The 19,364-nt window shown below is 66.4% G+C and carries 14 protein-coding genes; 2 read left to right on the forward strand and 12 right to left on the reverse strand.

Annotated elements, in window-relative coordinates; translation table 11 throughout:
- Positions 1-180 precede the first annotated feature (180 nt).
- Together tex and ACFWP0_RS10555 are read left to right on the forward strand one after the other, a co-directional pair.
- The gene (gene tex, locus ACFWP0_RS10550) at positions 181-2,562 is read left to right on the forward strand and encodes an RNA-binding transcriptional accessory protein Tex (RefSeq protein WP_377841781.1); all 2,382 of its coding nucleotides are present in this window, start codon (positions 181-183) and stop codon (positions 2,560-2,562) included.
- 370 nt (positions 2,563-2,932) lie between these two features.
- Positions 2,933-3,439 carry a hypothetical protein gene (locus ACFWP0_RS10555; RefSeq protein ID WP_377841783.1) on the forward strand — a complete coding sequence of 169 codons (507 nt, stop codon included), beginning with the start codon at positions 2,933-2,935 and terminating at the stop codon, positions 3,437-3,439.
- Between the two features lie 55 nt (positions 3,440-3,494).
- Here the strand turns inward: ACFWP0_RS10555 and ACFWP0_RS10560 are convergent, their stop codons facing one another.
- From ACFWP0_RS10560 to ACFWP0_RS10615, 12 genes are all read right to left on the reverse strand, one after another.
- Complete coding sequence (locus ACFWP0_RS10560) at positions 3,495-4,850, reverse strand: tryptophan--tRNA ligase (RefSeq protein ID WP_377841785.1); 1,356 nt, start codon at positions 4,848-4,850, stop codon at positions 3,495-3,497.
- A gap of 83 nt (positions 4,851-4,933) precedes the next feature.
- A complete protein-coding gene (locus tag ACFWP0_RS10565; protein ID WP_377841787.1) occupies positions 4,934-5,257 on the reverse strand; it encodes a DUF3325 domain-containing protein in 324 nt (107 codons plus the stop codon).
- Complete coding sequence (locus ACFWP0_RS10570) at positions 5,254-6,951, reverse strand: PepSY-associated TM helix domain-containing protein (RefSeq protein WP_377841789.1); 1,698 nt, start codon at positions 6,949-6,951, stop codon at positions 5,254-5,256. The genes ACFWP0_RS10565 and ACFWP0_RS10570 overlap by 4 nt, the downstream gene beginning before the upstream one ends.
- Positions 6,948-7,229 carry a DUF3649 domain-containing protein gene (locus tag ACFWP0_RS10575; RefSeq protein ID WP_377841790.1) on the reverse strand — a complete coding sequence of 94 codons (282 nt, stop codon included), beginning with the start codon at positions 7,227-7,229 and terminating at the stop codon, positions 6,948-6,950. Before ACFWP0_RS10575 ends, ACFWP0_RS10570 begins: the two co-directional genes overlap by 4 nt.
- Before the next feature lie 23 nt (positions 7,230-7,252).
- On the reverse strand, positions 7,253-7,885 hold the full coding sequence (locus tag ACFWP0_RS10580) for a DUF4198 domain-containing protein (RefSeq protein WP_377841792.1): 633 nt from the start codon (positions 7,883-7,885) through the stop codon (positions 7,253-7,255).
- Positions 7,886-7,973: 88 nt separating this feature from the next.
- The gene (locus ACFWP0_RS10585) at positions 7,974-10,430 is read right to left on the reverse strand and encodes a TonB-dependent siderophore receptor (RefSeq protein WP_377841880.1); all 2,457 of its coding nucleotides are present in this window, start codon (positions 10,428-10,430) and stop codon (positions 7,974-7,976) included.
- A gap of 139 nt (positions 10,431-10,569) precedes the next feature.
- On the reverse strand, positions 10,570-11,529 hold the full coding sequence (locus ACFWP0_RS10590) for a FecR domain-containing protein (protein WP_377841794.1): 960 nt from the start codon (positions 11,527-11,529) through the stop codon (positions 10,570-10,572).
- Positions 11,522-12,055 carry a sigma-70 family RNA polymerase sigma factor gene (locus ACFWP0_RS10595; protein ID WP_377841795.1) on the reverse strand — a complete coding sequence of 178 codons (534 nt, stop codon included), beginning with the start codon at positions 12,053-12,055 and terminating at the stop codon, positions 11,522-11,524. The genes ACFWP0_RS10590 and ACFWP0_RS10595 overlap by 8 nt, the downstream gene beginning before the upstream one ends.
- 110 nt (positions 12,056-12,165) lie before the next feature.
- Positions 12,166-13,257 (reverse strand): cell division protein ZapE, encoded by a 1,092-nt coding sequence (zapE, locus tag ACFWP0_RS10600; protein ID WP_377841797.1) that lies wholly within the window; start codon positions 13,255-13,257, stop codon positions 12,166-12,168.
- Positions 13,258-13,342: 85 nt separating this feature from the next.
- Complete coding sequence (gene lpdA / locus ACFWP0_RS10605; RefSeq protein ID WP_377841799.1) at positions 13,343-14,770, reverse strand: dihydrolipoyl dehydrogenase; 1,428 nt, start codon at positions 14,768-14,770, stop codon at positions 13,343-13,345.
- Between the two features lie 131 nt (positions 14,771-14,901).
- A complete protein-coding gene (odhB, locus tag ACFWP0_RS10610; protein ID WP_377841801.1) occupies positions 14,902-16,131 on the reverse strand; it encodes a 2-oxoglutarate dehydrogenase complex dihydrolipoyllysine-residue succinyltransferase in 1,230 nt (409 codons plus the stop codon).
- 103 nt (positions 16,132-16,234) lie between these two features.
- Positions 16,235-19,102, reverse strand: a complete 2,868-nt coding sequence (locus ACFWP0_RS10615; RefSeq protein ID WP_377841803.1) for a 2-oxoglutarate dehydrogenase E1 component — start codon at positions 19,100-19,102, stop codon at positions 16,235-16,237.
- Positions 19,103-19,364 lie beyond the last annotated feature (262 nt).

Consider the following 19,364-nt stretch of genomic DNA (forward strand, 5'->3'; position numbering starts at 1 on the left):
GGCGCCAGACACTTATGTGGGAAAGGACCAAATGATACCCGGTGCGGCCGCACTTTCCTGCTTGCGGCCGACCGCCGGGCCACCGCAAGGGGGGACATATCTGTCCGCCCTTGCACGTTCTGTAACAGCGGCTTATGGCACAATCCGCCCCTTGTTTTTCCTTTTTGTCGTCGTATAGAGATGTCTGAAACTTCCACTATCACGAACGTCGCCGCCGGCGTCGACAACGCCCGCATCGTCGCGCAGCTTGCAACCGAGCTCGGCGCGCGCGCCTCCCAGATCGCTTCGGCGGTGGAACTGCTGGATGACGGCGCCACCGTGCCCTTCATCGCCCGCTATCGCAAGGAAGCCACCGGCGGCTTGGACGATACCGTGCTGCGCAACCTGGAAGTGCGCCTGGGCTATCTGCGCGAGCTCGAAGAGCGCCGCGGCTCCATCCTTGAATCCATTTCGCAGCAAGGCAAGCTGACGCCCGAGCTGCAGCAGGAAATCGCCACCGCCGACACCAAGCAGCGCCTGGAAGACTTGTACGCGCCGTACAAGCCCAAGCGCCGCACGCGCGCCCAGATCGCCCGCGAGGCCGGCCTGGAGCCGCTGGCGGACGGCATCCTGGCCGATCCGGCTTGCGACCCCGCCGCATTGGCCGCGCAGTACCTGAACCCCGAGGCGTCCATCAACGACGCCAAGGCGGCGCTGGACGGCGCGCGCGACATCCTGGCCGAGCGCTACGCGGAAAACGCGGACCTGCTGGCCGACATGCGCGAGCACCTGTGGTCCACCGGACTGATCTACTCCAAGATGATCGACGGCAAGGAAACCGAGGGCTCCAATTTCCGCGACTGGTTCGACTTCAACGAACCGCTGCGCACCCTGCCTTCGCACCGCATCCTTGCGCTCCTGCGCGGCCGCCAGCAAGGCGTGCTGGAACTGCGCCTGGGCCTGGAAGCCGACCTCGAAGCGCAAACCCCGCACCCCTGCGTGGCCCGCATCGCCAACTTCCTCAAGCTGGGCAACGGCCTGTTCGCGCTGGACGCGACGCCGCGCGCCCGCTGGCTTGGCGAAGTCTGCCGCTGGACCTGGCGCGTCAAGCTGTTGACGGCCTTTGAAAGCGAACTGGTCGGCCGCCTGCGCGAAAGCGGCGAAGCCGAGGCGATCCGCGTGTTCGCCGCCAACCTGAAGGACCTGCTGCTGGCGGCTCCCGCCGGCCCCAAGGCCGTGCTGGGCCTGGATCCCGGCATCCGCACGGGCTGCAAGGTGGCGGTGATCGACCAGACCGGCAAGGTCGTGGACACCACCACCGTCTACCCGTTCGAACCGCGCCGCGACCGCGACGGCACGATCAGCACGCTGGCTGCGCTGGTGGCGCGCCACAAGGTCGACCTGATCGCCATCGGCAACGGCACCGCCTCGCGTGAAAGCGAAAAGCTGGTGGGCGACATGATGGAGCGCTTCCCCGACCTGAAGGTCACCCGCGTGGTGGTCTCGGAAGCCGGCGCCTCGGTGTACTCCGCATCGGAAACCGCCGCCCTGGAATTCCCCGACCTGGACGTGACCCTGCGCGGCGCCGTGTCCATCGCGCGCCGCCTGCAGGACCCGCTGGCCGAACTGGTGAAGATCGATCCCAAGGCCATCGGCGTGGGCCAGTACCAGCACGACGTCAACCAGCGCGAGCTGGCGCGTTCGCTGGACGCCGTGGTCGAGGACTGCGTGAACGCCGTGGGCGTGGACGTGAATACCGCCTCCGCCGCCCTGCTGGCCCGCGTGTCGGGCCTGAACTCGCTTTTGGCCAAGAACATCGTGGCCTGGCGCGACGAGAACGGCGCCTTCCCCACGCGCGACATCCTGCGCAAGGTGCCGCGCTTTGGCGAAAAGGCGTTCGAGCAGGCCGCCGGCTTCCTGCGCATCCCCAACGGCGACAACCCGCTGGACGCCTCGTCCGTCCACCCGGAAGCCTATCCGGTGGTCGAGCGCATCGTGGCCAAGATCAAGGCTGAGGTAAAGCAGATCATCGGCCAGCGCGAAGCCCTCAAGGGCGTGTCGCCTTCCGACTTCACCGACGAGCGCTTCGGCCTGCCCACGGTGAAAGACATCTTCGCCGAACTGGAAAAACCCGGCCGCGATCCGCGCCCCGAGTTCAAGACGGCGCAGTTCAAGGAAGGCGTGGAAACGCTGAACGACCTGTACCCGGGCATGGTGCTGGAAGGCGTCGTGACGAACGTGGCCAACTTCGGCGCATTCGTCGACATCGGCGTCCACCAGGACGGCCTGGTCCACATCTCGGCCCTGGCCGAGAAGTTCGTGAAGGATCCTCGCGACGTCGTGCGCGTGGGCCAGACGGTCAGCGTGAAGGTGCTGGAAGTGGACGCCGCGCGCAAGCGCGTGGCGCTCACCATGCGCATGAACGATACCGCCGCCCCGGCCCGCCGCAGCGGCGATGCCCCCAAGGGCGGCGACCGCCCCAACCGCCGCCTTCAGGGCGACGGCGGCCGCGGCAACGCGGGCGGCGGTGCAGCCGCGATGAACAGCGCCATGGCGGACGCTTTCGCCAAGCTCAAGCGCTGATTCCGGCGCCGCAAGGACCAAAAGCCCGGCGCCCTGTGCGCCGGGTTTTTTATTTTGCCGGCCGGTCGCCTCAAGATAAAAGGTTCCCGGGAGCTGCCAGCGCGCGAAGCGTCGCGGCACGGGGCGTTTTTTTGCCCTTTCCCTACGCCTAGGACTTTCCCGTAGAAAGCCCTTTTCCTTGCGTTCTCTCAATCCGTATTCAGGAAAATAAGAGAAAATATCGAATTGTGTCCAAATAATAACAACCAGCCCCAAGGGCTGTCCGGCGACGCAAGACCCATGATCAGGCGAGCTGCGGCGCGAAACGTCTATCGGGTAGATGCACAAGAACAATAGCGCCATACTTGAAAGACCCGGAGATCCGTCCGCCATGCCCAGTACCATCACGCTTGCCGCCAATGAAGCGGCGACCATCACCGAAAAAGAAGCCGGCCCCAGCGGCGCCTACGGCGAAGTCACGCTGGGCCAGTATTCGCACCTGATCGTGGAAGGCGCCGACGTCACGTTCAAGCACATCACGCTGGAGCGCCTGGGCAGCCGCATCATAGAACTGCGCAATGGCGCGCAATTGCATGTCGGCGCGCTGGGCTTCGCCAGCATGGGCGCCAGCATCATCTATCGCATCGGCACCGGCTGCGCGCTGACCTTCGACGCCAGCCAATGGGACCCGGAAGTGGTCGCCAACACGACCTTCGATTTCGCCAGCCAGGGCAGCGGCACGCTGAAGTACTTTCCCTTCATCAACCCGGAATGGCTGGACTGTCCCAACGTCACGGGCTACATGGAAGGCGACATGCTTGAGATCGCGGGCCAGGGCAACACCCAGCGCTTCCAGGTGCGCGACGGCCGCATCGTGGCCAGCGCCCGCCAGGCCTGAGGATTGCGCCCGGGCCGCGCAGGCCCTGCCGGCGGCGCCTGGCGCCGCCCGCCTCTCAGTCCTGGGACAGCGACAGCAGCGCTTGCCGCGCGCGCGCCAGCAGCTCGGCGGGTTCGCCTTGCGCGCCGGCCGGGGCCGTGGCCACGGCCACGCCGTCGATCAGCGCCGCATAGCCTTGCTCGTTTGCCTGCAGCACCGAATCGGCCGGTTCCGCTTGCAGGCGGCGCATCAGCGCGCCGGCTTCCTTCGGGTCCGCGAAACGCTGCGACAGCAGCAGTTCCTCGCCGTCGGCGGCCAGCAGGCGGAACCGGAATCCGCCGTCGTCGTCGCGGAAACTGACGAAACGCGCGCCCTTGGCCTTTTCCTTCTTGCCCTGCGCGCCCTTGCCCGAGCTGGCGGCGGCGTCCAGGTTGCGCAGGCCCACGGCCTGGCGCAGTTCCTGCATGAACGGCACGGCCAGCTTGCGGGCCTTGGCCGCGCCGGCCTGCAGGATGTCTTCGATGCGGCCGGGGTTGGCCATCAGGTCGAAGTACTTTTCACGCATCGGGGCCAGCAAGGCCTCCAGGTGCTCGTAGAGCGTCTGCTTGGCGTCGCCCCAGCCCATGCCCTCTTCCAGCTGCTTGCGAAACGCCGCCGACTCCGCCTGCGTCGCGAATGCACGGTAAAGCGTGTACAGGTGCGAGGCTTCGGCGTCCTTGGGCTCGCCGGGCGCGCGCGAATCCGTCACGATGCGCATCACCGATGCGCGCAGCGCGCTGGCGCCGCCTTCGAACAGGGGAATGGTGTTGTTGTAGCTCTTGGACATCTTGCGGCCGTCCAGTCCCGGCAAGGTCGCCACGTCTTCTTCGATGGCCACTTCCGGCAGCGAGAAGTACTCGCGGCCGTACAGGTGGTTAAAGCGCTGCGCGATATCGCGCGCCATCTCCAGATGCTGGATCTGGTCGCGGCCCACCGGCACCTTGTTCGCATTGAACATGACGATGTCGGCGGCCATCAGCACCGGATACGAGAACAGCCCCATCGTGATGCCGTCGTCGGGGTCCACGCCCTTGGCCACGTTCTGGTCCACCGAGGCCTTGTACGCATGCGCCCGGTTCATCAGTCCCTTGGCCGTGACGCAGGTGAGCAGCCAGCAAAGCTCGGGGATCTCGGGAATATCCGATTGGCGGTAGAACGTCACGCGTTCGTGGTCCAGGCCCACCGCCAGCCAGGTGGCGGCGATTTCCAGGCGCGAGCGCGCGACGCGCGCCGGATCGTCGCACTTGATCAGCGCGTGGTAGTCCGCCAGGAAGAAGAATGCGTCCACGCCGGGCTGTGTGCTGGCCTGGACCGCGGGGCGGATCGCGCCCGCGTAGTTGCCAAGGTGGGGAGTTCCAGTCGTGGTAATGCCGGTAAGGACGCGGGTATTCATGAGGCGAAGAGGCGATTGCTAGGGGAAGCGCCCAGTGTAACTTGCCGGGGCGCGGGCCTGCCGGCGCGCGGCCCCCGACGGCGCTACAGGACGGCCAGCACGGGCGCCGCCAGCGCGCACAGGCCACCGGCGGTCAGCGCGGCGCGCGGTCGGAAGGTCAGGAACCAGATCAGGAGCAGTCCGGCGATGCTGAGGATGCCGATCCATTCGACCGTGCCGTAGCTCCAGCCCCAGACCGCGGCCGATGCCCACAGGGACAGCGCCAGGGCGACCCAGCCGAAGACGCGCAGCGGCACGCGGTGCCGCCGCGGCATGGCGCGGTCGAAGAGGTCTTCATAGTGGCGGTCCATGCCCAGGCACAGGGCGCTGAACCCCGCGTAGGCCAGGCAGAAGGCGGCAAGCGTCATGGCGTATCACCTCGCGGTTCATAAACGGCCTGGCCCGGCGCGGCTGGCGCCGCGTGCACCTGGGCAACGGCGGATACCGCCGTCGCGGCAGCGGTCTTGACGGTGGCGGACCGTTCGGCGCGGGCCTTGCCCGGCGCCTTCGCGGGCGCCTTGGCGGCCCGCGCGGCCTTGCGGGCCATCCAGCCGAACAGCAAGGCGCTGGCCAGGCAGCTCAGGTCGAAGCCCGCCATGATCCAGTCGCCCGCGGGCAGGGACACGCCCAGATGCCGCGACGTGGTGAAGACGTTGACCACCGGCACCAGGGCCAGCGCGGCCGCGGCGATGCCCAGCAGGTCCTGCCACTTGCGGCGCTGGAACAGAAAGGCGTAGACCAGCGACAGCCCCCACGCGGAGAAGAACGCGCGCACTTCCCAGACCTGGCGGCCGGGCATCTCGGCCGGCAAGAGGCGGTTGGCCAGGAAAAAAGCCGCCACGCCGAAGACCACGCCCGCGATGGTGCCGGCGTTCAGGCCGTCCACCAGGCGCAGCGAAAAGGCCTCGCGGACATCGCCCGGGCGCGCCTTCTGGCGGCGCTTGGCGATCCACAGGACCAGGCCCGTGGCCACCATGCCGGTGCCCGCCAGGCTGACCAGGAAATAGAACCAGCGCAGCAGCGGTTCGGCGAACAGCCCCAGATGCAGGCCGATGATGGCGCCGGTGGTCATCACGGTGGCGCTGAGCTCGTCCTCGCTTTCCTGCAGTTCGCCCGTCACGCCGTCAAAGCGCATGTAGGGCGCAAGCCGGCCAAACGACACGCCGTCGGCGGCATCGCGCACCAGGACCACGGTGGCGCCGGCATCGCCGGGATTGTTGACGGTCACGCGGCCGACCCTGCCCTGCCAATGCTGCTGGGCCTGCTCCACCAGCGGCGCGAGAGGCGCCGTCTGCGCGGGCTGGTTCAGCGGCGGCGTGACCTTGAACGCCTTGAAGACCTCGTCCGTGTATTGGCGCGGGTTTTCGTACACGGCCTGGATGCCCGCGGGCATCAGCATGACCATGAACAACACGAGGCCGCTGAAGGTGATCATCAGGTGGAACGGCAGCCCCAGCACCGACAGCACGTTGTGCCCGTCCATCCAGGCGCGCTGCCCGCCCTTGCCCGGACGGAAGGTGAAGAAATCGGTGAATATCTTTTTGTGCGTGATGATGCCGCTGATGATCGCCACCAGCATGAACATGCCCGCGATGCTTGCCAGCCAGCGTCCCCACGGGAACGCGGTTTCCAGCTCGAAATGGAAACGGTAGAAGAAATCGCCCCCGCGCGTCGCGCGCCCGGTCACGGCCTGCCCGGTGGCCGGATCCAGCTTCACGCGCACGAAGCCGCGCTCGCCCGGCTTGGGCTTGGGCACCTGGTACAGCAGCTGGATCAGCGGCTCGCGGCTCGAAGGCGGCGTGATGAACCAGCGCTTGGCGTCCGCCGCATGTTCGCTCAGGTAGCGCTGCGCCGTTTCCACCGCCTGCACGGCGGGCGCTGGCCGCGTCTGGATCTCGGGCTGCATCCAGCTCGTGATCTCGGGCCGGAAGAACGCCAGCGAGCCGGTCAGGAACATGGCAAACAACACCCAGCCGAAGATCAGGCCGGCCCAGGTGTGCAGCCAGGACATGGATTGGCGCAGGCCCTCTTCGCCTTGGGCGCGGGCTTTGCCAGCCTTCATGCCGCCCCCAGCATGCGGCCGGCCATGAACAGGCCGCCCAGCACGGCGGCCGGCGCCAGGATGCCGGCCCAGGCGCGCCAGGCGTTGCGCGTGGCGAACACCCAGATCACGCCACAGGCGTAGACGACGAAGGACAACATCTGCGCCGTGGTCACGGCGTCCGCCCGCCCCATGGGCAGCCAGACGGCCAGGCATGCCGCAGCCGCCGAGGCCAGGGCGTAGCCGCCCAATATGGCGGCCGCCGCCCGGGAGAAGACGGCCATTCGGTAGCGCATCATGCCTGCGCCGGCTGCGGGAGCTTTCACTTGGTCACGTTGAAGGTCAAAGTGGAAACGTAGCGGATCTTGGCGTAGGACTTGCCGTCGGCCTCGCCGGTCTTGTCTTCGGCGTGAGCGGCTTCCAGCACGTATTGGCCCGGCCACGGCGTCGTGATCTCGATGCGGCCGTTCTCGTCGCTGTGGAAGCGCTTTTCCCACTTCGGCGGGCCGAACACGGTGACTTCGGTCTTGGCCAGCGGCTTGCCCTTGAACTGCAGCACGAAGGTGTTGGCGCCCGCCGCAGCCGGCACCAGCTCCAGGTCCAGCTTGCCTTGGGTATCATCGCGGCCCGCCTTGGCGCCGTACTGCACCAGGGTGTCCTTGAACTGGTAGGCCTGGAGCAGGCGCACATCGCCCTTGCCGGCCGTGGCGAACTCAAGGAAATCGGCGCCTTCGCCCGATGCCTTCACCGCCTTGCCGTCGGCGCCCGTCACGACGGGCGACACCATGATCTTGCCCAGCAGGCCGTCGCGCTTTTCGCGCACGTCGTCGGCCCATTCCCCAAAGTACGCCTTGGCCGGACCTTCGGCGCTGCGCTCCAGCCACACAAAATGCGCCTGCGCGGCGCCCGCGGCGCCCAGGAGAGCGACGGCGGCCAACGTTCTTGCAAACATCATTGTTGTTTTCCTTTAGTTCGAGTGTGTCGTCAAACCCGCCCCGCGACGGATGCGAGATTCGATGGGACCTGAATTATAACCATTCTCGTTACCAGCGGTAGCGCAAGCTGGCCTTGATCGAGCGCTGGTAGCCGAACCAGCACCAGGAATCTCCCCCGCAAGAGGCGATGTATTCCTTGTCGAACAGGTTCTGCACGTTCAGCGCCACTTGCATGCCTTTCAATGTCGGCGACACCCGGCCCAGGTCGTAGTCCAGCATCAGGTCCACCAACGTGACCGACGGCACTTTGAAGGTGTTGGCCTCGTCCACGTACGACGAGCCGATGTAGCGCACGCCGCCGCCCACGCCCATGCCCGCCAGCGGGCCGTCCTGCAGCTGGTAGCGCGCCCATGCGGAGGCCTGCTGGGACGGCACGCCCACGGGCGACTTGCCCTTCAGGTTCAGGCCCGTCAGGTTGGGATTGGCCTTGGAGTATTCGTTGTCCAGCAGGGAATACGCCGCCACCAGCGTCAGGCCCCGCACCGGTTCGGTCTTGGCTTCCAGTTCGATCCCCTGCGTGCGCAGTTCGCCCGCCTGGATCGAGCATCGGCCGCCGGACGTGCCGCACAGGTGCGTCGGATCCGGATCGGTGGTCGTCATGTTCTCGCGCCGGATGTCGAATGCGGCGAACGACAGCATCGTCGCGGTGCCCGGCGGCTGGTACTTGATGCCGACCTCGTACTGGTTGCCCTCGATCGGCTTGAACGGGGTGTTGTTCCAGCCCGTGCCGGACTGCGGCTCGAAGGATTCGGAGTAGCTGAAATACGGCGCCACGCCGTTGTCGAAGTTGTAGATCACGCCCAGCCGGCCCGTGAAGGCCTCGGCGCTCAGGGACGACGGCGCGACGCGGCCGCTGGCGATCGTGGTGGTCTCGCCGACGTTGCGCGACCAGTCGTAGCGCCCGCCCAGCAAGACCGACAGGCGGTCGATCCTGATCTGGTCCTGGAAGTACAGGCCGGTCTGGTATTGCGTGGTGGAGGCGTCCGTGGAAAACGCCGGGACGGGAATGTTCTGGTGGTTGTCGGGGTTCTTCACATACAACGGCGGCGCGGACCCGAAGCCGGACAGCGTGTCGGTCTTGACGTGCTGGTAGTCAAAGCCTAGCAGTACGGTGTGGCCGAAGCGCCCCGTGTTGAAGCGCGCCTGCAGATTGTTGTCCATGGTCAGTGCGCCCACGTCCACGTCGGTCGCGATCGACGCGCGCTGATGGTACAGGTAGCTCCTGTCCGTATAGCCGTAGTAGTTGGTCATCGCGCCGTAGACGCTGCGGTACTTCGCGTCGGAATGCGTCCAGCGCAGGCTCTGCGACGCCTTGAACGTGTCGTTGAAGCGATGGTCCAGCACGTAGCCCAGCGAATAGCTCTTGCGGTCGCTCTTTTCGAAGTTGGCGTCGCCGTCGTAGTAATCGGCCGGCAGGCGGAAGCCGTCCGGCGCCGTCAGCAAGGTGCGCATCGACGGCACGCTGCCGTACGAACCCATGTCGGGGTCGTGCTGGAAGTTCGTCAGCACGGTCAGCGACGTGTCGCCGTTGGGCCTCCACGTGAAGGCCGGAGACACGAAGTAGCGGCGCTCCTTGGTGTCCTTGACCTGGCCGTCGGACATGTACCCCGAGCCCACCAGGCGGTACAGGTACTTGCCCTCTTCATCCATCGGCCCGCCGAAGTCGAAGTTGGCGCGGCGGAAATCATAGTTGCCGACCTGCAGCTCCACTTCGCGCAGCGTCTCTTCGAGCGGCCGCTTGCTGATCTGGTTGACCACGCCGCCCGGGCCGCCCTGCCCGTACATGACCGACGCCGGGCCCTTCAGCACGTCCACGCGCTCCAGCCGGAAGGCATCCACTTGAGGCAGCGCATCTCGCCCGCCGAACACGCGCAGCCCGTCCAGGTAGGTCGACGCCGAGAAGCCGCGCACGGTGAACTGGTCCAGGCGCGTAGCGGTGGCGCCCCGCGACTCGGTGGCGACGCCGGCCGTGTAGCGCAACACCTGGTTCAGGGTCTGCGCGCCCTGCTCCGTGATCTGCTCGCGCGTAACGACGGACACCGATTGCGGGGTCTCGATCAGCGGGGTGTCGGTCTTGGTGGCGCTGACGCTGGCGGTGGCCACATAGCCCACCGTGGGCGCGAACGCGGTGTCCGCCATGCCCGACACCGTCACGGGCGCCAGCGTGTGGGTATCGCCCGTCGACACCGGCGCGGGCGCCAGCGTCCACGAGTTGCCCGATTGCGCGCGCGCCTGCAAGCCGCTGCCCGACAGGATGCGGGCAAAGCCCGCGCTGACCGAGTACGCGCCGTCCAGGCCTTCCGACCGGCGCCCGCGCACCAGCGCGGGGTCGAACGACAGGATCACGCCGGCGCTGCGCGCGAACTGCGTCAGCGCGTCGGCCAGGGAGCCGGCCGGGATCTGATAGCTGCGCTGGGCGTTGGCGGCGGCCGGCGCGGCTTGCGCCCAGGCCGCAGGCGCGCCGGCAACGAGCGCGCCCGCGCATGTGGCGGCCAGCACGGCCATGCGGCCGGCGGTCAACGGTGCGCGCAAGCGCGTATGGAATGAAGCGGACACAAAACTCTCCCTGTACGGTGACATCTATCCTTGCTTTCCGTACGGGATTCAAAAACCTGCAATGCGTCGGCCAGGAATTTTGTAACGGTCAGATCTCGCGAGGCCCGACCTGCAGCCAGTACTGCGTGTGCCGCGTGACGACGATCGGCAAGGCGGGCTCCAGCGCCTTGAGCGCACGCTCGGCATCATCCAGCGGAAAGACGCCGGACAGGCGCAATGGCGCCACAGCCGGGTCGACCCGGATCACCCCCACGCGCTGGCGCGCCAGATGCTCGGCGAAATCGTCCAGGCGCCAATCCTTGGCCACCACCATGCCGTCCACCCACGCCAGGCGGTCCGGGTCCGAGGCACGGCGGCTGACATCGCCCTCATCCGCATAGGCCAGGCGCTCTCCCGCATTCACATGCGTCAGCACGCCATTGCGCAGCAAGGCCACGCTGCCTTCGTATACGCCCAGGCGCGAACCGCTGCCGGTGCGGCGCAGATCGAAACGCGCCCGCTCGACCCGCAGCTCTCCATAGCCCGTGTCCACGCGCAGCGCCTCGACGCCGGGGCGCGGCTCGGCCTGCACCAGCACCTCGCCGCGCAAGAGGTCGATGCCGCGCGCATTGCCGCTCACGTTCACGCGCACGGCGGTGTCGCTGTTCAGGGTGATGTGCAGACCGTCGGCCAGCGCCACCGGGCGCCGCTCTCCCACGCTGGTGCTGAAGTCCGCCGCCAAGCGCTGCCAGGGCGCATGGCGGTAGCCCGTCCAGCCGGTCGCGGCCACGCCGGCGACGGCCAGCAGGCTGCGCAGCGCGGCGCGCCGGCCGCGCGAGGCCGGCGCATTCAGCGCGGCATGCGCCAGCGCCGCCGGCACCCGGCGCGCATCCCGGCCGATGGCCTGCAGGCGGTCCCAGGCCAGGCGATGCGCCGGGTCCTGCGCCAGCCAGGCGCTACAGGATTCCCGGTCGCGCGCGTCGGCCAGGCCGGATTGCAGCTTGGCCCACCAGGCAATCGCCTCGCGCACGACCGGGTCCGGCGGCATGCCGTCGGCGGCGTTATGCATAGAACGCCTCATAGCAGGCGGACATCGCTCGCACCATGTACTGCTGCACCGAACTCAAGGACACGTCCAGGCGTTCGGCGATCTGGGGATAGGTAAGGCCGTCGAGCTGCGACAGCAGAAAGGCCGACCGCGCCTTGGGCGGCAGCCCGGCCAGCAGGCGATCGAGCTGCATCAGCGACTGCAGCTGTTCGGCCTGCGTCTCGGGCGACGGCGCATAGGATTCGGGCATGGCGGCCAGATAGGCCAGGTAGGCATGTTCCAGCGCGGCGTGGCGCTGGTGGTCCACCACCAGCCCCTTGGCGATCGTGGTCAACAGCGCGCGCGCTTCGTGGGCGCGCACCGCCTTGCGGCCCTGGATCACCCTGACGAACACATCCTGCGCCAGGTCTTCGGCGCGATGCTCGCAGCCTAGCTTGCGGCGCAGCCACCCGAACAGCCAGGGGCGGTGATCGCGGTACAAGCCATCGACGGGCGCGACCGGGGCGTCAACGCACGGGGCCGATGAAGAAATAAGGCTGGAGGACACGGTTGAGACTGCGGCGCTTGACCAAAAGTCCCAAAATCTTAATTGATAATGACTTGCATTACTAATCATATGCGCATCCCGCCGGCGCAAACCGGCCGGATGCGGCATAACTACAACGTCACGGTCAGCCGACGCTCGGACTCCAGGTATTCGCGCGACTGCATTTCCAGGATGCGCGACACCGTGCGATGGAACTCGTTGGCCAGCGCGCCCTCGGTGTAGATCTCTTCGGGCTCGCATTCGGCGGACATGATGAGCTTGACCCGGTGGTCGTAGAACACGTCGATCAGCCAGGTGAAGCGGCGCGCCTCGGAGGCCTGCCGCGGCCCCATCTTCGGCACGCCGGACAGGATCACCGCATGGAAGCGGTTGGCCAGCTCCAGATAGTCGTTCTGCGAACGGGGACCGCCGCACAGCGTGGCGAAATCAAACCACACCACCGACCCCGCCAGCGCCAGCGCGCGGATCTCGCGGTGCTCGATGTGCAGCACGGGATCTTGCGGCGGCGTGTCGGCCAGGCTGTTGAAGGCGGCTTGCAGCGCCTCCTGGGCGTGCTCGTCCAGCGGCGTGTGAAAGCACTGCACCTGTTCGAGCGAACGGCGGCGATAGTCCACGCCGGCGTCCACGTTCATGACATCCATGCGCGACTGGATCAGCGCAATGGCCGGCAGCACGCGGTCGCGGTGCAGGCCGTCGGTGTACAGCGTGGACGGCTCGTAGTTGGATGTCATCACGAAGGACGTGCCGTACTCGAACAGCTTTAACAGCAAGCGGTGCAGGATCATGGCGTCGGCCACGTCGGACACGTGGAACTCGTCGAAGCAGATCAGGCGATAGCGCTTGGCCACCCGCCTGGCCACTTCATCCAGCGGATCCTGCGTGCCCTTCACTTCTTCCAGCTCGCGATGCACGCCGCGCATGAACTCGTGAAAGTGCAGGCGGGTCTTGCGAACCACTGGCACGGTGGCGTAGAAGGCATCCATCAGGAAGCTCTTGCCGCGGCCCACGCCGCCCCACAAATACACGCCGCGCGGAACATCGGGGCGGCTCAGCAGCTTTTTCAGCGCGTTCGAGCGCATCGACTTGAACTTGATCCATTCGTCGTAGTAGCGCTGCAAGCGGTCGATGGCCAGCTTCTGGGCGGCATCGGGCTTATAGCCGCGTTCGGCGAGGGCGTGTTCGTAGTATTCGCGGACGTTCATGGAATCAGGTCAACCAGCTCATCAACCAAAATGAAAAAAGGGCGGGTCCTTGAACCCGCCCCTGTCTTGCTCAGGTCAAGGACGCTTAGAAGTTCAGCGCGCGCTTGTCCACGGCCAGAGCGGCTTCCTTCACGGCTTCCGACAGGGTCGGGTGCGCGTGGCAGATGCGGGCGATGTCTTCGGCGGCGCCGCGGAATTCCATGATGGTCACGGCTTCCGAGATCAGCTCCGAGGCCATCGGACCCACGATGTGCACGCCCAGGACCTCGTCGGTCTTGGCGTCGGCGATCACCTTGGCAAACCCAGTGGTGTCGCCCAGCGCGCGGGCGCGGCCGTTGGCCAGGAAGGGGAAGCTGCCGGCCTTGTACTCGCGGCCTTCGGCCTTGAGCTGCTGCTCGGTCTTGCCCACCCAGGCGATTTCCGGCGACGTGTAGATGACCCACGGCACGGTGTCGAAGTTGACGTGGCCATGCTGGCCGGCGATGCGCTCGGCAACCGCCACGCCCTCTTCCTCGGCCTTGTGCGCCAGCATCGGGCCGCGCACCACGTCGCCCACTGCCCAGACGTTCGGCAGGTTGGTCTTGCAGTCGCCGTCCACGGCCACGAAGCCGCGTTCGTCCAGCTTCAGGCCCACGGCGTCGGCGTTCAGGCCGCCGGTGTAGGGCACGCGGCCGATCGAGACGATCAGCTTGTCCACGACCAGCTTCTGCTCGGCGCCCTTGGCGTCGACGTAGGGCACGGTCACGGACTTGGCGGTCGCCTTGATCTCGCCGATCTTCACGCCCATCTGGATGTTCAGGCCTTGCTTGGTGAAGGCCTTCAGGGCTTCCTTGGCTACTTGCGCGTCGGCGGCGGCCAGGAATTCCGGCATCGCTTCCAGGATCGTGACGTCGGAGCCCAGGCGGCGCCACACGCTGCCCATTTCCAGGCCGATCACGCCGGCGCCGATCACGCCCAGCGTCTTGGGCACGGCGCCGATGTTCAGCGCGCCGTCGTTGGACAGCACGACCTTTTCGTCGAACGGCAGGCCGGGCAGCTCGCGCGCCGACGAGCCGGTCGCCACCACGACGTGCTTGGCGACCAGGTCTTCCTCGGCGGTGCCGGTGACCTTGATGGCCCAGCCGCCTTCCACTTGGCCGGTGAACTCGCCCTTGCCGTGGAAGAAGGTGACCTTGTTCTTCTTGAACAGGTACAGGATGCCGTCGTTGTTCTGCTTGACCACCGTGTTCTTGCGGCCGATTAGCGTGTCGAGCTTCAGGCTCACGCCCTTGACTTCGATGCCATGGTCGGCGAAGTGGTGGTTGACTTGCTCGAAGTGTTCCGACGATTGCAGCAGCGCCTTGGACGGGATGCAGCCGACGTTGGTGCAGGTGCCGCCGGGAGCCGGGCCGCCTTGGCCGTTCTGCCAGGCGTCGATGCACGCCACCGACATGCCGAGCTGCGCGGCGCGGATGGCGGCGATGTAGCCGCCGGGGCCCGCGCCGATGACGACGACGTCAAATTGTTTGGACATAGTGTTCTCGCGTATGAGGTATTGGGTGGAGCACGCCCTGCCCAGCGCTTACAGGCTGCAGGCCGGCCAGGAGCCGGCCGGGGCGCCGCGGGACCGGAAGGTCGCGCGCGGCGCCGCCAGGGGCGTCGAGATTACAGGTCCAGCAACAGGCGCTGCGGATCTTCCAGGGCGTCCTTCATGGCGACCAGGCCCAGCACGGCTTCGCGGCCGTCGATGATGCGGTGGTCGTAGGACAGCGCCAGGTAGTTCATCGGGCGGATGACGATCTGGCCGTTTTCGACGACGGCGCGGTCCTTGGTGGCGTGAACGCCCAGGATGGCCGATTGCGGCGGGTTGATGATCGGGGTCGACAGCATCGAGCCGAACACGCCGCCGTTGGAGATCGAGAACGTGCCGCCGGTCATTTCTTCAATGCCCAGCTTGCCGTCAGCGGCGCGGCGGCCAAAGTCGGCGATGGTCTTTTCGATTTCAGCGATGGACAGCTGGTCGGCGTTGCGCAAGATCGGCACCACCAGGCCACGCGGGCTGCCGACAGCGATGCCGATGTCGAAGTAGCCGTGATAGATGATGTCCTTGCCGTCGATCGAGGCGTTGATCAGCGGGTACTTCTTCAGCGCGGCAACGGCGGCCTTGACGAAGAACGACATGAAGCCCAGCTTGATGCCGTGTTCCTTTTCGAACTTGTCCTTGTACTTGCTGCGCAGATCGATGACCGCCTGCATGTTCACTTCGTTGAACGTGGTCAGGATCGCGTTTTCCTGCTGCGATTGCAGCAGACGCTCGGCGATGCGGGCGCGCAGGCGGCTCATCGGCACGCGCTGTTCCGGACGGCCGTCCAGGGACAGCGTGGTCGGGGCGGGAGCGGCCGGGGCCTTGGCCGGGGCGGCCTTGGCGGCGGGAGCGCCGGCGGCCAGGGCGTCGCCCTTGGTCACGCGGCCGTCGCGGCCGGTGCCGGCCACGGAAGCAGCGTCAACGCCCTTCTCGGCCAGGATCTTGGCGGCAGCGGGCGAAGCCACGCCGGCGGCGGCCGACGAGGCGGGCGCGGCGGCCGGAGCGGCAGCGGCTTGCTCGGCAGCCTTGGGGGCTTCGGCGGGCGCGGTCGCGGCAGCTGCGGCCTTGCCGGCGGTGTCGATACGGGCCAGGATTTCGCCGGAGGTGACGGTGCTGCCGTCGCCCTTGACGATTTCAGCCAGCACGCCCGAGGCGGGCGCGGGCACTTCCAGCACGACCTTGTCGGTTTCGACTTCGATCAGGATTTCGTCCGCTTCGACGGCAGCGCCGGGCTGCTTCTTCCAGGTCAGCAGGGTCGCTTCGGAAACGGATTCGGAAAGTTGGGGAACGACGACGTCGGTGATAGCCATTTTGTTTATTCCGTAAAGAGTGAGTTCTGGTCACGCGGCGCGGCAAGGTTCGAAACGGGGTTCCTGAACGCTTGCCGCCCGCGGCGCGTGCATCAAGTAAAGGTTACTTCGTCAACATGACCTTGAACTTGGGCGCGAAAGCCGTTTCGATCAGGGCCTTCTGCTGTTCCTGGTGCTTGGCCAGGTAGCCCACGGCCGGCGATGCCGAAGCGGCGCGGCCTGCGTAGCCCAGCTTCTGGCCTTCGACCATGTTCTCGTACACGTGATGCTGAACGTAGAACCAGGCGCCTTGGTTCTGCGGCTCGTCCTGAACCCAGATCACCTCGGTAGCCTTCGGGTACTTGCGCAGTTCCGTTTCGAACGACTTGTGCGCAAACGGATAGAGCTGCTCGACACGGATGATGGCGACGTTGTCGGCGCCGCGCTCGCGGCGGGCGTTGACCAAGTCGTAGTACACCTTGCCCGAGCAAGCCAGCACGCGCTTGACCTTGCCGGCGTCGATGGCATCGTCGACCTCGCCGATCACCGGGCGGAAGCTGCCGCCGGCCAGATCGGTCAGGGGCGAACCCGCGTCCTTGTTGCGCAGCAGCGACTTCGGCGTGAACAGCACCAGCGGCTTGCGGAACGGACGGATCATCTGGCGGCGCAGAACGTGGAAGATCTGCGAGGCCGAGGTCGGCTGGACCACTTGCATGTTGTTGTCGGCGCACAGCTGCAGGAAGCGCTCGATGCGGCCCGACGAGTGCTCGGGGCCCTGGCCTTCGTAGCCGTGCGGCAGCATCAGGGTCAGGCCCGACTGGCGGCCCCACTTGGCTTCGCCGGAGCTGATGAACTGGTCGATCACGACCTGGGCGCCGTTGACGAAGTCGCCGAACTGGCCTTCCCAGATGGTCAGCGTGTTGGGCTCGGCGCTGGAGTAGCCGTATTCAAACGCCAGCACGGCCTCTTCGGACAGCACGGAGTCGATCACGGTGAACGGGGCCTGGCCTTCCGACACGTTCTGCAGCGGAATGTAGGTGCCGTCGTTCCAGCGTTCGCGGTTCTGGTCGTGCAGCACGGCGTGGCGGTGCGTGAACGTGCCGCGGCCCGAGTCCTGGCCGGTGATGCGGATGGCGTAGCCCGAGGACACCAGGGTCGCGAAGGCGAGGTGTTCGCCCATGCCCCAGTCCAGGTTCATTTCGCCCTTGGCCATGGTGCGGCGGTCGTTCAGCAGCTTGGCGACCAGCGGGTGCACCGTGAAGCCTTCCGGAACCGTCGTGATGCGTTCGCCGACGCGCTTGAGCTCGGCCAGCGGCACGGCGGTGTCGGCCTGGTCGGTCCACTTGGCGCCCAGGAACGGCGACCAGTCGATGGCGTACTTGCTCTTGTAGTCGGTCAGCACCGGTTCGATGGTGCGCTGGCCGTCTTCCATCAGCTGGCGGTAGTCCTTGACGAGCTGATCGGCTTCGCCTTCGGCCAGCACGCCTTGCGTGGTCAGCTTGTCGGCGTACAGTTTGCGCGTGCCGGGGTGATGGCCGATGCGCTTGTACATCAGGGGCTGCGTCAGCGACGGGGTGTCTTGCTCGTTGTGGCCCAGCTTGCGGAAGCAAACGATATCCACGACGATGTCGTGACGGAATTGCAGGCGGTAGTCCAGCGCCAGCTTGGTGACGAACACCACGGCTTCGGGATCGTCGCCGTTGACGTGGAACACCGGGGCTTCGATCATCTTGACCACGTCGGTGCAATACAGCGTCGAACGCGAGTCGCGCGGGTCGGACGTGGTGAAGCCGATCTGGTTGTTGATGACGATGTGCAGCGTGCCGCCCGTGCCGTAGCCGCGGGTCTGCGCCAGGTTCAGGGTTTCCATGACCACGCCCTGGCCGGCGAAGGCCGCGTCGCCGTGCACCAGCACCGGCAGCACTTGCTTGCCTTCGGCGTCGCCGCGGCGTTCCTGGCGGGCGCGCACGCTGCCTTCGACCACGGGGTTGACGATTTCCAGGTGGGACGGGTTGAACGCCAGCGACAGGTGGACCGGGCCGCCACGGGTGGACAGGTCGCTCGAGAAGCCGTTGTGGTACTTCACGTCGCCGTCGGTCAGGCCTTCGGCGTGCTTGCCTTCGAACTCGGCGAACAGGTCGCCGGGCATCTTGCCCATGATGTTCACGAGCAGGTTCAGGCGGCCGCGGTGGGCCATGCCGACCACGATTTCCTGGACGCCGTTTTCACCGGCGTGGTTCACCACTTCGTCCATCGAGGCGATGAAGCTTTCGCCGCCTTCCAGCGAGAAGCGCTTCTGGCCGACGTACTTGGTGTGCAGGAAGCGCTCGAGCCCTTCGGACTCGGTCAGCTGCTGCAGGATGTGGCGCTTTTCCGCGGTCGAGTAGGCAGGCGCGCCCAGGGTGGTTTCCAGGCGTTCCTGGATCCAGCGCTTGGCGGCGGGGTCGGAGATGTGCGTGAATTCGGCACCGATGCTGCGGCAATACGTGTCGCGCAGCGCCTTCAGGATGTCGCGCAGCGTCATGGTGCTGGCGGTCGTGAAGTAGGTGTTGGTGGCCGAGTAGGTCTGGTCCAGGTCGGCTTCGGTCAGGCCGTAGAAGGCGGGATCGAGTTCCGGAATCGGGGGACGTTCCTGGCGCTTGAGCGGATCCAGGTCGGCCCAGCGCGAACCCAGCGAGCGGTAGGCGGCGATCAGCGACTGCACCGAAACCTGCTTGCTGGCGACGCTCAGGTCGGGTTCGGCCGAGCGTTGCACGAAGGCATTGGCCTTGGCGCGCTGGGCAAACGATTCGACGATGGGAGCGTGGGCCTGGTCGCGAGTGGATTCCTGGCCGTCGGTTGCGGGAGCGTGCTGCAACTGGTCGAAGTACTCGCGCCAATTGTCAGGAACCGAACCGGGATTGTCGAGGTAGGCTTCGTAAAGCTCCTCAACATACGGGGCGTTACCCCCAAAGAGATAAGACGTGGATAGAGATTCTATTTCCGAAGACATATCGCTTCACCTTTACGAGTGCTTCACTCGACACGATGCAGGAAAACCTTCCGCGACACGGGCTTCCCGTTTAGCGGATAGCAGGGGCAGAAGGCGCGTACAAGCCTTAAAAGCCGTATGGGACAAGAGTATAACCCTTTGAGTTTACGGACGTCTTCTTGCTTTTCCGTGACGCAAAAGCCCTTTCGGAATGCTGTCATGCTGCATTGGAATGTCCAGCGAACCCCGTCCAATTCGCCGTCTACGCGCCCGCAATTTCTGC

The organism is Achromobacter sp. NPDC058515, from assembly GCF_042721735.1.
Classification (GTDB): Bacteria; Pseudomonadota; Gammaproteobacteria; order Burkholderiales; family Burkholderiaceae_B; genus Achromobacter.

Bases quoted from the DNA above. Each gene is read 5' to 3' on its own strand.
- tex (WP_377841781.1), top strand. From the start codon at position 181: ATGTCTGAAACTTCCACTATCACGAACGTCGCCGCCGGCGTCGACAAC.
- ACFWP0_RS10580 (WP_377841792.1), bottom strand. From the start codon at position 7,885: ATGATGTTTGCAAGAACGTTGGCCGCCGTCGCTCTCCTGGGCGCCGCG.
- ACFWP0_RS10565 (WP_377841787.1), bottom strand. From the start codon at position 5,257: ATGACGCTTGCCGCCTTCTGCCTGGCCTACGCGGGGTTCAGCGCCCTG.
- ACFWP0_RS10585 (WP_377841880.1), bottom strand. From the start codon at position 10,430: ATGGCCGTGCTGGCCGCCACATGCGCGGGCGCGCTCGTTGCCGGCGCG.
- ACFWP0_RS10575 (WP_377841790.1), bottom strand. From the start codon at position 7,229: ATGATGCGCTACCGAATGGCCGTCTTCTCCCGGGCGGCGGCCGCCATA.
- ACFWP0_RS10560 (WP_377841785.1), bottom strand. From the start codon at position 4,850: ATGAATACCCGCGTCCTTACCGGCATTACCACGACTGGAACTCCCCAC.
- ACFWP0_RS10570 (WP_377841789.1), bottom strand. From the start codon at position 6,951: ATGAAGGCTGGCAAAGCCCGCGCCCAAGGCGAAGAGGGCCTGCGCCAA.
- ACFWP0_RS10590 (WP_377841794.1), bottom strand. From the start codon at position 11,529: ATGCATAACGCCGCCGACGGCATGCCGCCGGACCCGGTCGTGCGCGAG.
- ACFWP0_RS10555 (WP_377841783.1), top strand. From the start codon at position 2,933: ATGCCCAGTACCATCACGCTTGCCGCCAATGAAGCGGCGACCATCACC.
- lpdA (WP_377841799.1), bottom strand. From the start codon at position 14,770: ATGTCCAAACAATTTGACGTCGTCGTCATCGGCGCGGGCCCCGGCGGC.
- ACFWP0_RS10615 (WP_377841803.1), bottom strand. From the start codon at position 19,102: ATGTCTTCGGAAATAGAATCTCTATCCACGTCTTATCTCTTTGGGGGT.
- odhB (WP_377841801.1), bottom strand. From the start codon at position 16,131: ATGGCTATCACCGACGTCGTCGTTCCCCAACTTTCCGAATCCGTTTCC.
- zapE (WP_377841797.1), bottom strand. From the start codon at position 13,257: ATGAACGTCCGCGAATACTACGAACACGCCCTCGCCGAACGCGGCTAT.